This is a genomic window from Pseudomonas sp. NFACC45 (genome assembly GCF_900113505.1).
Taxonomy (GTDB): domain Bacteria; phylum Pseudomonadota; class Gammaproteobacteria; order Pseudomonadales; family Pseudomonadaceae; genus Aquipseudomonas; species Aquipseudomonas tehranensis.
Genome location: NZ_FOPO01000016.1, coordinates 19,291 through 33,139, shown reverse-complemented (window position 1 = coordinate 33,139; position 13,849 = coordinate 19,291). Strand labels below are relative to the sequence as shown.

General features: G+C 62.8%; 8 protein-coding genes. 4 read left to right on the top strand and 4 right to left on the bottom strand.

Annotated elements, in window-relative coordinates; genetic code table 11:
* Positions 1-113: 113 nt before the first annotated feature.
* Positions 114-890: a TatD family hydrolase gene (locus BM132_RS25670; protein WP_092459596.1), complete on the bottom strand. Its 777-nt coding sequence runs from the start codon at positions 888-890 to the stop codon at positions 114-116.
* A 20-nt stretch (positions 891-910) separates the two neighbouring features.
* Positions 911-1,906: a catabolite repressor/activator gene (cra, locus tag BM132_RS25665; protein ID WP_092459594.1), complete on the bottom strand. Its 996-nt coding sequence runs from the start codon at positions 1,904-1,906 to the stop codon at positions 911-913.
* 289 nt (positions 1,907-2,195) lie between these two features.
* Between cra and ptsP the strand changes: the two genes are divergently transcribed.
* The 4 genes from ptsP (at position 2,196) to BM132_RS25645 (ending at position 9,500) form a co-directional block, all read left to right on the top strand.
* Positions 2,196-5,060 (top strand): phosphoenolpyruvate--protein phosphotransferase, encoded by a 2,865-nt coding sequence (ptsP, locus tag BM132_RS25660; RefSeq protein ID WP_092459592.1) that lies wholly within the window; start codon positions 2,196-2,198, stop codon positions 5,058-5,060.
* A complete protein-coding gene (pfkB, locus tag BM132_RS25655; RefSeq protein WP_092394239.1) occupies positions 5,060-6,001 on the top strand; it encodes a 1-phosphofructokinase in 942 nt (313 codons plus the stop codon). The genes ptsP and pfkB overlap by 1 nt, the downstream gene beginning before the upstream one ends.
* A gap of 14 nt (positions 6,002-6,015) precedes the next feature.
* On the top strand, positions 6,016-7,758 hold the full coding sequence (locus BM132_RS25650) for a PTS fructose-like transporter subunit IIB (protein ID WP_092459590.1): 1,743 nt from the start codon (positions 6,016-6,018) through the stop codon (positions 7,756-7,758).
* 200 nt (positions 7,759-7,958) lie between these two features.
* On the top strand, positions 7,959-9,500 hold the full coding sequence (locus BM132_RS25645) for an alkaline phosphatase D family protein (protein WP_092459588.1): 1,542 nt from the start codon (positions 7,959-7,961) through the stop codon (positions 9,498-9,500).
* A gap of 53 nt (positions 9,501-9,553) precedes the next feature.
* Here BM132_RS25645 and BM132_RS25640 read toward each other — a convergent pair whose 3' ends face one another.
* Positions 9,554-12,079 (bottom strand): PepSY domain-containing protein, encoded by a 2,526-nt coding sequence (locus tag BM132_RS25640; protein WP_092459586.1) that lies wholly within the window; start codon positions 12,077-12,079, stop codon positions 9,554-9,556.
* 158 nt (positions 12,080-12,237) lie between these two features.
* Positions 12,238-13,401 carry a type III PLP-dependent enzyme gene (locus BM132_RS25635; RefSeq protein ID WP_092394226.1) on the bottom strand — a complete coding sequence of 388 codons (1,164 nt, stop codon included), beginning with the start codon at positions 13,399-13,401 and terminating at the stop codon, positions 12,238-12,240.
* Positions 13,402-13,849 lie beyond the last annotated feature (448 nt).

Sequence of the window (13,849 nt, the reverse complement as noted above, 5' to 3'; positions counted from 1 at the left end):
GATTCGCCGCAAATCCAATGTGGGAGCGGGCTTGCTCGCGAAGGCGTTGTGTCAGTCAATGATGAGATCACCTGATACACCGCCTTCGCGAGCAAGCCCGCTCCCACAGGGGGTCACCAATTGAACAATTGGCTGGCGTTGGCCGTGCTGGCTTCTGCCAACTGCTCAGGGCTGATCGACATAATCCCAGCCAGTGCTTCACAAATGGCCGGCAAATGCGCCGGGCTGTTGCGTTGGCCGGGGAACATCGCCGGGGCCATGTCCGGCGAATCGGTTTCCAGCACCACCGTGTCCAGCGGCAGTTTTGCCAGTACCCGATGCATGCGCAGGGCCTGAGGCCAAGTGGCGGCGCCACCGAGGCCGAGCTTGAAGCCGAGCTTGATGTACTCGCGAGCCTCCTCAAAACTGCCGGCGAAGGCGTGGATAATCCCCCCGCGCTTGAGGCCCATGCGCTTGAGCGTAGCGATCACGGCGGCATGGCTGCGGCGCACGTGGATCAGCGCCGGCAATTCAAATTCCGCCGCCAGTTGCAGTTGCGCCTCGAACAACGTCTGCTGGCGCTCACGGTCCAGGGTTTCGATGTAGTAATCGAGGCCGATTTCCCCCACTGCACACAACTGCCGGTGCCCGGCCAGGCGGATCAGCCACTGGCGCAATTGCCCCAGGTCGTCGGGACGATGCTGATCGAGATACACCGGATGCAGGCCCAGGGCTGCGTGCAGGTCCGGGTCGGTTTGCACCAGATCCCAGACCCGTTGCCAGTTGTCCCGATACACCCCCAGCACGACCATCTGCCGGACGCCCAAGGCGCGGCTTTCGGCCAGCAGCGCCGGGCGATCCGCATCGAAGTCGGGGAAATCCAGATGGGTGTGGGTATCGATCAGTTCCATGCTTCAATCCTGAAGAATGCTCAGCCCTGATGAATGCGCTGCTTGAACGTGCGTGCGATGGCCTGCACACCGGGTTGGTAATCATCGTTTTCGATGGCGGCCAGGGCCAGCGCCAGGGCCTTGTCGGCGATCAGTTGATGCTGCTGGGACATGGCGTTGACCGGTAGCGGCAGGAAGTCCAGCAGTTGCGTATCACCAAAGGTGCCCAACCGTAGCGGACGCGACTTGAGCGGGAAATCGTGCAGGGCGTCGAACACCCCTTGCAGCAGCACATAGGAGGTGGTGATCAACGCATCAGGCAGGTGTCCCAGTCGCGCAAGCAATTCTTCCATCAACTGGCGGCCGCATTCACGGCTGAACGACTCGCCGTGCTCGATCAGCACCTGGCCTTCGAACCCGGCCAGGGCTTCGTTGAACCCGGCGGTGCGTTCCTGGCTGATGCTCAATTCGGGCCGGGCGCTGATCAGCGCGATCTGGCGGGGATGGGTTTGCAGCAGGCTACGGGTCAGTTGCAGGCTGGCCTGGCGGTCATCGCTGATCACCGAGCAGAAATGCGCAGGCTCCATCACCCGGTCGATGGCGATGATCGGGATACCCTTGGCCTGCAACTGGCGATAACTGTCGTCCCCGGCCGGCAAACAACTGGCGACGATCAGCGCGTCGCAGCGCCGGGCGCGGAACAGTTGCAACAGTTGCCGTTCGCTCTCGGGCGCATCGTCGGAGCTGGCAATCAGCAATTGATAGCCCCGCGCTCGGGCGCCCTGTTCCAGCAGTTTGGCGATGCGCGCGTAACTGGGGTTTTCCAGGTCCGGGAGGATGAAACCCAGCGTGCGCGTATGCCGGCTGCGCAACCCGGCAGCCTGGGGGTTGGGCGTGAAGCCATGCTCCTCGACCACGGCGCGCACACGTTCGACGGTGGCGCTGCTGATGCGTTGCTGTTCGGCCTTGCCATTGATGACGTAGCTGGCGGTGGTCACGGACACACCGGCCAACTGGGCGATATCACTGAGTTTCAACCCGGTTTTCCTTGTTTTTTCGAGTTTGCCCCGACAATGAGGGGCATCCTACCCGATTCAGGATGACGGTTGCTGTCGCAACGGCGGCGACAAGTTGCACTTCAAGGATGAGAGATTATCGAGTAACGTGCCAATCTTTCTAGATTAAACGTTTCAGCAAGCGTATTTTCAAGGTTAGCAGGATTTTTTGGCCCGTCTGCCGCGATAGCGCCAAAAGTCGTCCTGTAACGCTAAGCTGATTCATTCAAAACAATACCTGGCGCCAACCCGACGCCAAAAAGGAGAAAGCATGCTCGAGCTCACTCTAGAGCAGATATCCATGGCCCAGACGGCTGTGGATAAAGACGCCGCGCTGCAATTGCTCGCTGACAAACTGGTGGCCGATGGCCTTGTAGCCGAGGGTTACCTGGCCGGCTTGCAGGCTCGCGAGGCCCAGGGCTCGACCTTTCTTGGCCAAGGTATTGCCATCCCCCACGGCACCCCGCAAACCCGCGATCTGGTTTACTCAACCGGTGTACGTTTGTTGCAGTTCCCCGAGGGTGTGGACTGGGGCGACGGGCAGATCGTTTACCTGGCGATCGGTATCGCGGCCAAGTCCGACGAACACTTGCGTCTTTTGCAACTGCTGACCCGCGCCCTCGGCGAGACCGACCTGGGCCAGGCCTTGCGCCGCGCAGGCTCGGCCGAAGCGCTGTTGAAGCTGTTGCAAGGCGCCCCGCAGGAATTGGCCCTGGATGCGCAGATGATCGGTCTTGGCGTGTCGGCCGACGATTTCGAAGAGTTGGTCTGGCGCGGTGCCCGTCTGCTGCGCCAAGCCGACTGTGTGAGCAACGGCTTTGCCGGTGTGTTGCAGCAGGTCGAGGCGTTGCCGTTGGGCGATGGTTTGTGGTGGTTGCACAGCGAACAGACCGTCAAGCGTCCGGGCCTGGCCTTCGTCACGCCGGACAAGCCCATCCGTTACCTCGGTCAGCCCTTGAGCGGTCTGTTCTGTCTCGCCAGCCTCGGCGAGGCGCACCAGGCCTTGCTCGAAAGGCTCTGTGCGTTGTTGATCGAAGGTCGCGGTCATGAACTGGGGCGCGCCACCAGCAGCCGCAAGGTCCTGGAAGTGTTGGGCGGCGAACTGCCCGCCGATTGGCCCAGCGCCCGCATCGGCCTGGCCAATGCCCATGGTTTGCACGCGCGTCCGGCGAAGATCCTCGCGCAACTGGCCAAAAGCTTCGAAGGCGAGATCCGCGTGCGCATCGTCGACGGCCAGGACAGCGCCGTGTCGGTCAAGAGCCTGAGCAAGTTACTGAGCCTGGGCGCCCGTCGCGGCCAGGTCCTGGAGTTCATCGCCGAACCGAGCATCGCCGCCGACGCCTTGCCGGCCCTGTTGGCCGCGATCGAGGAAGGCCTGGGCGAAGAAGTCGAGCCGCTGCCGCCACCGAGTGCGCCACAACAAACCACCATGGCCGAAGTGGCTACCGTCATGCTGGCGCCGGAGTCCGGCAGCTTGATCCAGGCCGTTGCCGCCGCGCCGGGCATTGCCATCGGCCCGGCCCACATCCAGGTGTTGCAGGCCTTCGATTATCCGTTGCGCGGCGAGTCGGCGGCCATCGAGCGTGAGCGTCTGCAAAACGCCTTGAACCAAGTGCGCCGCGATATCGAAGGTCTGGTCGAACGCGCCAAGGCCAAAGCCATCCGCGAAATTTTTATCACCCATCAGGAGATGCTCGACGATCCGGCGCTGACCGACGAGGTCGACACCCGATTGAAGCTGGGCGAAAGTGCGCAAGCGGCGTGGATGGGCGTGATCGAAGCGGCTGCCAAAGAACAGGAAGCGTTGCAGGACGCGCTGCTCGCCGAACGTGCCGCCGACCTGCGGGACGTCGGTCGACGTGTGCTGGCGCAACTGTGCGGTGTCGAAACCCCGAGCGAACCCGAGCAACCTTACATTCTGGTGATGGACGAAGTGGGTCCATCCGACGTCGCCCGTCTGGACCCCGCTCGCGTAGCGGGGATTCTCACCGCGCGTGGCGGCGCCACTGCCCACAGCGCCATTGTCGCGCGAGCCTTGGGTATCCCGGCGCTGGTGGGGGCCGGAGCGGCGGTGTTGCTGCTGGCACCGGGCACTTCCCTGTTGTTGGACGGCCAGCGCGGTCGCTTGCACGTGGACCCCGACGCGCCCACGCTGCAACGGGCCACCGAAGAGCGCGACACCCGCGAGCAACGTCTCAAGGTTGCTGCCGAACAACGTCATCAACCGGCGTTGACCCGTGACGGCCACGCCGTGGAAGTATTCGCCAACATCGGCGAGAGCGCCGGTGTCGCCAGTGCGGTGGAGCAGGGCGCCGAAGGCATCGGCCTGTTGCGCACCGAACTGATTTTCATGGCTCACACCCAGGCGCCGGACGAAGCGACTCAGGAAGCCGAATACCGCAAGGTGCTCGATGGCCTGGCCGGGCGGCCGCTGGTGGTGCGTACCCTCGATGTGGGCGGCGACAAACCGCTGCCGTACTGGCCGATCGCGAAAGAGGAGAACCCGTTCCTCGGCGTGCGCGGCATTCGCCTGACTTTGCAGCGTCCGCAAGTCATGGAAGCGCAATTGCGCGCCTTGTTGCGTTCGGCGGACAACCGTCCGTTGCGGATCATGTTCCCGATGGTCGGCAGCGTCGATGAATGGCGTCAGGCCCGGGACATGACCGAGCGCCTGCGTCTGGAGATCCCGGTGGCGGACCTGCAACTGGGGATCATGATCGAGGTGCCATCCGCGGCACTGCTGGCGCCGGTGCTGGCCAAGGAAGTCGACTTCTTCAGTGTCGGCACCAACGACCTGACGCAATACACCCTGGCCATCGACCGTGGTCACCCAACCCTTTCGGCCCAGGCTGACGGCCTGCACCCGGCGGTGCTGCAACTGATCGACATCACCGTGCGTGCCGCTCATGCCCATGGCAAATGGGTTGGCGTGTGCGGTGAGCTGGCGGCCGATCCGTTGGCGGTGCCGGTGCTGGTGGGCTTGGGCGTAGACGAGCTGAGCGTTTCGGCCCGCAGCATTGCCGAGGTCAAGGCGCGGGTGCGCGAAGTGAGTCTGGCGCAGGTGAAAATCCTGGCCCAAGAGGCCTTGGCCGTGGGCAGCGCCAATGACGTGCGCGCATTAGTGGAGGCGCTGTAATGGCCAAGATCCTTACCTTGACCCTCAACCCGGCGCTCGACCTCACGGTGGAGCTGGCGCGGCTGGAACCCGGTCAGGTCAACCGCAGCGATGCCATGCACAGCCACGCCGCCGGCAAGGGCGTGAATGTGGCCCAGGTGCTGGCTGACCTCGGTCACACAGTGACCGTCAGTGGTTTTCTCGGTGAAGACAACGCCCAGGCGTTCGACACGCTGTTCGCCCAGCGCGGTTTTGTCGACGCCTTTATTCGCGTGCCCGGGGAGACTCGCAGCAACATCAAGCTGGCCGAGCAGGACGGACGCATCACTGACCTCAACGGCCCAGGCCCGGTGATTGATGACGCCGCGCAGCAAGCGTTGCTTGAGCGACTGGAACAAATCGCCCCAGGCCACGATGTCGTGGTGGTGGCGGGCAGCCTGCCCCGGGGCGTCAGCCCGCAATGGTTGCAGGCGCTGATCATTCGCTTGAAGGCATTGGGCTTGAACGTAGCTCTCGACACCAGCGGTGAAGCCTTGCGCGTCGCCCTCGCAGCGGGACCGTGGCTGATCAAGCCAAACACCGAGGAACTGGCCGATGCGCTGGGTTGCGAGGTGGTGAGCGAACTGGCCCAGGCTGAAGCGGCGCAACGCCTGCACGCCCAAGGCATCGAGCACGTGGTGATTTCCCACGGCGCCGACGGTGTGAACTGGTTCAGTGTCGGTTCAGCGTTGCATGCTTCGCCGCCCAAGGTCACCGTCGCCAGCACCGTGGGGGCCGGCGATTCGCTGCTGGCCGGCATGCTGCATGGCCTGCTCAGTGCCGACACACCGCAGCAGACCTTGCGCACCGCCACGGCCATTGCCGCGATGGCCGTGACGCAGATCGGTTTTGGTATCCATGACACCGCGTTGCTGGCGTCGCTTGAACAGGGCGTGCGCGTGCGCCCCCTGACCGAACAATAAGAGGGTTCGCAAGAATGAAATTAGCCATTGTGACGGCCTGCCCGAACGGTATGGTCACCAGTGTGTTGTGCGCCCGTCTGCTGGACGCGGCGGCCCAGCGCCAGGGTTGGAGCACCAGCGTCGAAGTCCATGACGCGGCCCATCCTGAACGTCAATTGTCGGCCGCAACCTTGGACGCGGCTGAATGGGTATTGCTGGTTGCCAGCGGCCCGGTGGACATGTCGCGGTTCGTTGGCAAGCGTCTGTTCCGCAGCACTCCGGCCCAGGCGCTGCAAGACGTTGACTCGCTGCTGCGCCGTGGTGCCGAAGAGGCCCAGGTTTTTACCGAGTCGGATGTGCTGGAAGAGACGCCGATGGTATCGGCCGAGCGCGCTCCGCGTCTGGTCGCCATTACCGCTTGCCCGACCGGCGTTGCCCATACCTTCATGGCCGCCGAGGCATTGCAGCAAGCGGCGAAGAAGTTGGGCTACGATCTGCAAGTGGAAACCCAGGGCTCGGTGGGCGCTCGCAACCCGCTGAGCCCCGAGGCCATCGCCGAGGCCGACGTGGTGCTGCTGGCGACCGACATCGAGGTTGCCACTGAGCGTTTCGCCGGCAAGAGAATCTACCGTTGCGGCACCGGCATCGCCTTGAAGCAGGCCGAAGCCACGCTGAACAAAGCGTTGGCCGAAGGCCGCCAGGAAAGCGCCGCGAGCGGCGCCAGCGGCCCGACCAAAGCGGAAAAAACCGGCATCTACAAACACCTGCTCACCGGGGTGTCGTTCATGCTGCCGATGGTGGTGGCCGGTGGTTTGATGATCGCCTTGTCATTCGTGTTCGGCATCGAGGCCTTCAAGGAACCTGGCACCCTGGCGGCCGCGCTGATGCAGATCGGCGGCGACACCGCGTTCAAACTGATGGTGCCGTTGCTGGCCGGCTATATCGCCTATTCAATCGCCGACCGCCCAGGCCTGGCGCCCGGCATGATCGGCGGGATGCTGGCAAGCACCTTGGGCGCGGGGTTTATCGGCGGGATCATCGCCGGCTTCCTGGCGGGTTACGCGGCCAAGGCGATCAACCGCTACGCGCGCCTGCCCCAGAGCCTGGAAGCGCTCAAGCCGATCCTGATTATCCCGCTGCTGGCGAGCCTGTTTACCGGTCTGGTGATGATCTACATCGTCGGCAAGCCGGTGGCGGGCATGCTCGATGGCCTGACCCATTTCCTCGACAGCATGGGCACCACCAACGCGATTCTGTTGGGCGTTTTGCTAGGGGCGATGATGTGTGTCGACCTTGGCGGGCCGATCAACAAGGCCGCCTATGCGTTTTCCGTGGGGCTATTGGCGTCGCAGAGTTATGCGCCGATGGCGGCGGCCATGGCCGCTGGCATGGTGCCGCCGATTGGCCTGGGCATCGCAACCTTTATCGCCCGTCGCAAGTTTGCCCAGACCGAACGCGAGGCCGGTAAAGCGGCGCTGGTGCTGGGGCTGTGCTTCATCTCCGAAGGGGCGATTCCGTTCGCCGCCAAGGACCCGTTGCGGGTGATCCCGGCCAGCATCGCCGGTGGCGCGTTGACCGGTGCGCTGTCGATGTACTTCGGCTGCAAACTGATGGCGCCGCACGGCGGGCTGTTCGTGATGCTGATCCCTAACGCCATCAACCATGCGTTGTTGTATCTGCTGGCGATCGTGGCGGGAAGTCTGCTGACGGCGGTGTCCTATGCGCTGCTCAAGCGCCCGGAAGTGGTGGAGATGGCGTTGGAGCCGGCCAAGGCCTGAACACGTTAGTTTGAACAATGAAAATTCCCTGTGGGAGCGAGCCTGCTCGCGATAGCGGTGTATCAGTCGACAATGGGTCGCCTGACACTCAGCAATCGCGAGCAGGCTCGCTCCCACAGTGGTTTTGGGGTGTTCACAAGATCCCTGTCACGCCTGATTAACACTGCCATGCTTAAGTCTCCCCATTTGGGGGAAACACCATGAGCGAATTCGACCTGGGCCGTCGCCGTGTGATGCAAGCCGTGGGGGCGGGGTTGTTGTTGCCGGGGCTGGCGCCGGCGGTGATTGCTTCGGTCAAGGATCGTCCGGTGCTCACCGATGGCGTGCAGTCTGGCGATTTGCAGGGCGACCGGGCGATGATCTGGAGCCGCTGTGACCGCCCGGCCCGGATGGTGGTGGAATGGGACACCCGCAGCCAGTTGCCCAACCCGCGGCGTTTTGTCTCGCCACTGGTCGACAGCCGCAGCGATTTTACCGCCCGGGTCGAGCTCACCGGGCTGCCGCCTGACCAGGCGATTTTCTACCGGGTGCATTTTGAAGATGCCCAGACCGGTGTCGCCAGTGAACCCTGGCTCGGTCACCTGCGTAGCGTGCCGCAGTTCAAGCGCAACATTCGGTTTGTCTGGAGCGGCGACACCGTCGGCCAGGGCTTCGGGATCAACCCGGACATCGGCGGGATGCGCATCTACGAAGCCATGCGCTTGCGCCTGCCGGATTTTTTTATCCACAGCGGCGACACCATCTATGCCGACGGTCCGGTGCCGGCGCAGATCACCACCGAAGGCGGGCGCATCTGGCGCAACCTCACCACTGAAGCCAAGAGCAAGGTCGCCGAGACCCTGGACGAATATCGTGGCAACTACCGCTACAACCTGATGGACGAGAACGTGCGTCGTTTCAACGCCCAAGTGCCGCAGATCTGGCAGTGGGACGACCATGAGGTGGTCAACAACTGGTCGCCGGGCAAACAACTGGATGGACGCTACCAGACCAAGGATATCCACAGCCTGGTGGGCCGTGCGCGGCAGGCCTGGCTGGAATACGCCCCCATGCGCTTGCAGAAGGCCGACGGCGGCGGGCGGATCTACCGCAAGCTCAGTTACGGGCCGATGCTGGATGTGTTCGTGCTGGACATGCGCAGCTACCGCGAAGCCAACGACGCCAACCTCGGCGCAGCCAAACCCTTTCTCGGTCGCGAGCAGTTGAACTGGCTCAAGGGCGAACTGAAGCAGTCCCGGGCCCAGTGGAAAGTCATTGCTGCTGATATGCCCATCGGCCTGGGCGTGCCCGACGGCGAAGTCAGCCCCGGCGTGCCGCGCTGGGAAGCGGTCGCCAACGGTGATCCGGGCGCGGCCCAGGGCCGGGAACTGGAGATCGCCGAGTTGCTCGGCTACCTGCGCAAGCATCAGGTGCGCAACTACGTCTGGCTCACCGCTGACGTGCACTATTGCGCCGCCCACCATTACCACCCGGAACAGGCCGCGTTCCAGGATTTCGAACCCTTCTGGGAGTTTGTCGCCGGGCCGTTGAACGCCGGCAGCTTCGGGCCCAACCCTCTGGACAAGACGTTCGGCCCCGAAGTGGTGTTCCAGAAAGCACCACCGGCCCAGAACACCTCGCCGTTTGCCGGGTATCAGTTCTTTGGCGAGGTGAACATCGACGGCCAGAGCGGGGAGATGAGCGTGGTGTTGCGGGATCTGGAAGGCGTGGCGGTGTTTGAGAAGAGGTTGCAGCCGGTTTGATTCAAGGATCACCGCTCCCACAGGAGAAATGTGTTCTCTAGAACAGAGGATTGTCAGTAGACATCCCGCCGATACCGCCCCTGTTCGATCAAGCGCTCCACTGCCTCGGCTCCGAGCACGTCGTTGAGCACCTGTTCCACGCCCGACGCCATGCCCTGCAAGCTGCCGCAGACATAGATCGTCGCACCGTCGGCCAGCCATTGCTTGAGCAGGACCGAGGATTCGCGCAGGCGGTCCTGGACATAGATTTTCTGTTCCTGATCCCGGGAAAATGCCAGGTCCAGGCGTTCCAGATCGCCGGATGTCACCCATTCCTGTAACTCATCACGGCAGTGGAAATCATGCTCGCGCTGGCGCTCGCCAAACAGCAGCCAGTTGCGCTGCATGCCCTCGGCCACGCGCGCCTTGAGCAGGCTGCGCAGGCCGGCCAGACCGGTGCCGTTACCCAGCAATATCATGGGCACGCCCTGGGGCGGTAGATGGAAGCCGCTGTTGCGGCGCACCCGCAGACTGATGGCGCTGCCCAGCGGCGCATGCTCGGTGAGCCAACCGGAACCTATACCCAACGTGCCGTCGGTGTGACGTTCCTGGCGCACAATCAGTTCCAGCCGGCCATCGGCGGGAATCGAAGCGATGGAATATTCGCGCAGTGCCAGTGGCGCCAGGGCATCCACCAGGGCCTGGGCATGCATGCCCACCAGATGGGCGCGATTTTCCGGCAGTTGGCGGTTGGCCAGCGCCTGATCGAGACGTTGAGGCAAGCCATCGACCTGCACGCGAGCAACGCCGGCGATGCCCAGGCCCTCCAGGAAATGTTCGATGGCCGACAGGTCATTGCGCGGCAGGATTTCCACCAGGTCTCCGGCCAGCCAACTGTTCGGGCCGGGCGCGGTGAGACCCAACAGATACACGCCAGAGCCGCTGCTCTCGGGGTTGAGCAAGGTGCGCTGGTGCAGGGTCCAGTTCTCGAAACTGGGCGCTTGCCAAGTGTCCAGCGGAGCCTGTCCGGTCAGTTCGGCCAATTGCTGTTGCCAGTGACGCAAGGCGTAAGGGTCGCCACTGTCGACTTCCACCGGCGCGAACAGGGCCTTGCCGCCGTGCTCCGACAGCCAGGTGTGCAGGCGTCGGGCGAAGCCGCAGAAGTTTTCGTATTGCCGATCGCCCAGGCCCAGCACCGAATACTGCAGGCGCTCCAGGCTCATGGCCCGGCCCAGCACGTTGCGCTCGAAACCCCGGGCGCTGTCCGGTCCTTCGCCGTCACCAAAGGTGCTGACGACGAACAAGGCGTGGCTGCAGTCGCTCAGCTCCTGCTCGCTGACACCGGCCAGCGGCTGGACCTTCACCGGCAAACCGGCAGCCTGGAGCTGGCCGGCGGTCTGCCAGGCCAGTTGCTCGGCGAAACCGCTCTGGCTGGCGAACCCGATCAGCCAGGCGGGCGCATCGCTACGGTTGGCACCTAGCGCCTGGCGGGCATTCTTGATTTGGCGCTGCTTGCGGCGACGGTCCAGGTACAGCAACCAGCCGGTGATGAAGAACAGCGGCATGGTCAGCGCGGCGACCGTCACCAGGATCCGCCCGATCAGTCCGAAATAGCTGCCGATATGCAAGGCATAGACGCTGGTCAGCAACTGCGCCTTGAGGCTCCTGTCGCTGTAGCGGCTGTGAGCACTGATGACTCCGGTGGCCGGGTCGAGGAGGAGCTGGTTCAGCGCCCGGTCATGAGGCGCGTTTTTCAGCAGGTAGAACACCGTTGCCGGTTGCCCGGCCACCGGCGGCATGCGCACGTTGTAGGAGATCAGGCCAGGGCCCGCGGCGCTGTAGATGCTGCTCCACATGGCTCGATAATCGGCCACCGGCGGCGGGCCGCTCGGCGCTGGGCCGCGGTTGCGCAGCCGTTCTTCTTCGGGGGAATCGGAGAGCAGGCGGGTCACGCCTTTGTTGTACCAATCGTAGGACCAGGTCAGCCCGGTCAGCGCCGCCAGCAAATAGAACGCCAGGCACCAGGTGCCCGCCACCGAGTGCAGGTCCCAGTTGAAGCTGCGGCCTTTTTTCGCCCAGTCGAGAGTCAGCCAGGCACGCCAGCTTTTCCATTGGCGTGGCCAGCGCAGGTACAGTCCGGACAGGCAGAAAAACACCAGGATCAGCGTGCAGGCACCGGTAATCTGTCGACCCACATCCTCCAAGGCCAGGACGCGATGCAGCCTGAGTATCAGAGCGAAGAGATCCTGGCCCAGCACATCGCCCATGAATTGTGCGTTGTACGGGTTGAAATAGCGCATGGGCCCGCGCTTTTCCCCAGGCGGGGCGGCGAAAATTGCCCGTGCGGCGTGGCCGCTGTCGGTCTCGACCCAAAGCATGGCGACGGTTTTACCGGAAGCGGCCTCGATCTGTTGCACCAGTTCGGCAGGCGGCAGGACGCCTTCCGGTTGTTTCGGGACCATCAACACCTGGGGGTTCAACGCCCGCAGGATTTCGTCCTGAAACGACACCGCGGCACCGGTAATGCCCATAAACGCCAGGACCAGCCCGGCGCTGATGCCGAAAAACCAGTGCAACTGGAACAGGGTTTTCTTGAACACGTCGCCCGCCTTTCAGTCATTGCTGTTCATCACGGCGCGCATGTTATCGAGAACCATTCATAGACACACATAAAAAGCCACGCTGATGGGCGCGTTTCGTCCTATTACAAAAAAGCCCGTGACACAGTCACGGGCTTTCGGGTCCAGCGACCAGCCAATTACACGTAGAACGACTTCAGCGGCGGGAAGCCATTGAATTCCACCGCGCTGTAGCTGGTGGTGTAGGCACCGGTCGACAGCCAGTACAGACGGTCACCGATGGCCAGGTTCAGCGGCAAACCGTACTTGTAGTTTTCGTACATGATGTCGGCGCTGTCGCAGGTCGGGCCGGCGATGACCACTTCTTCCATCTCGCCTTTCTTCTCGGTCCAGATCGGGAACTTGATGGCTTCGTCCATGGTTTCGATCAGGCCAGAGAACTTGCCCACGTCCGTGTACACCCAGCGCTCGACGGCGGTACGGGATTTACGGGCCACCAGCACCACTTCGCTGACCAGGATGCCGGCGTTGGCAATCAGCGAACGGCCCGGCTCCAGGATGATCTCCGGCAGGTCGTCGCCGAAGTCTTCCTTGAGGAAACGGATGATTTCCTCGGCGTAGGTTTCCAGGCTGTTGGTGCGGGTGATGTAGTTGGCCGGGAAGCCGCCACCCATGTTGATCAGCTGCAAGACGATGCCGTCTTCTTCTTTCAGACGCTCGAAGATCACCTTGACCTTGGCGATCGCCGCATCCCAGACGCTGATGTCACGCTGTTGCGAACCGACGTGGAAGGAAATGCCGTACGGCACCAGGCCCAGGTCGCGGGCCAGGATCAGCAGGTCCATGGCCATGTCGGTCTGGCAGCCGAACTTGCGCGACAGCGGCCAGTCAGCGGTGGTCGAGCCTTCGGTAAGAATGCGCACATAGACTTTCGAGCCCGGCGCGGCCTTGGCGATGTTGCGCAGGTCTGCTTCGGAGTCGGTGGCATACAGGCGCACGCCCTTCTCGTAGAAGTAGCGGATGTCCCGGGATTTCTTGATGGTGTTGCCATAGCTGATCTGATCCGGGCCTACGCCACGGCTCATGACTTTATCCAGCTCATAGATCGAAGCGATGTCGAAGTTCGAGCCTTTATCCTTGAGCAGGTCGATGATTTCCACTGCCGGGTTGGCCTTGACGGCGTAATAGACCTTGGCGAATTCGAAACCGGCGCGCAGGTCGTCATAGGCCTGGGAGATCATCGCGGTGTCGATCACCACGAACGGGGTTTCCTGCTTGTCGGCGAACGCCTTCATTTTCTGAAAGGTCTCGCGCGCGAAATAATCTTCGACCTGGATCGACATACTTGGGACTCCTACTGGCAAACATCAGGATCAATGGGTGTAAGGGCAAGCAGCCCTCGTGAACGTCCTCCGTATCCCCACTTTGGTTCGCCTACTTCCCAAGGCATGTCGCCGAAAGCAAAAAGGCCACGGGATGCTTGATTCCCTTGGCCTTGCTGTCTCGTCGTCAGTACTTGAGCCGGATGGATCGTTTCCAGCATGGACGTTCGGCGCGAACTTTAGGGCGTGAGGGGCCTGAGATCAACAAAAAATGTCGCGTTTTTGCACTCATTCGTCGTGCGGCCCGCGACAGCTCCTGATGTAACCGACCTGTGTGACAGTCAGATGTTCCTCGGCAATGCGACACAGACCTCCAGGCTGGCCATTTGCACATGGAAGCCTGGGGGGTATGGCAGATCATTTGTTGATTGATTGTCGGCCGGTTATGAGGAAATCGTTTAAACAGATC

Coding starts and splice junctions, on each gene's coding strand:
- BM132_RS25670 (WP_092459596.1), bottom strand. CDS start 890: ATGGAACTGATCGATACCCACACCCATCTGGATTTCCCCGACTTCGAT.
- ptsP (WP_092459592.1), top strand. CDS start 2,196: ATGCTCGAGCTCACTCTAGAGCAGATATCCATGGCCCAGACGGCTGTG.
- pfkB (WP_092394239.1), top strand. CDS start 5,060: ATGGCCAAGATCCTTACCTTGACCCTCAACCCGGCGCTCGACCTCACG.
- BM132_RS25650 (WP_092459590.1), top strand. CDS start 6,016: ATGAAATTAGCCATTGTGACGGCCTGCCCGAACGGTATGGTCACCAGT.
- BM132_RS25645 (WP_092459588.1), top strand. CDS start 7,959: ATGAGCGAATTCGACCTGGGCCGTCGCCGTGTGATGCAAGCCGTGGGG.
- BM132_RS25635 (WP_092394226.1), bottom strand. CDS start 13,401: ATGTCGATCCAGGTCGAAGATTATTTCGCGCGCGAGACCTTTCAGAAA.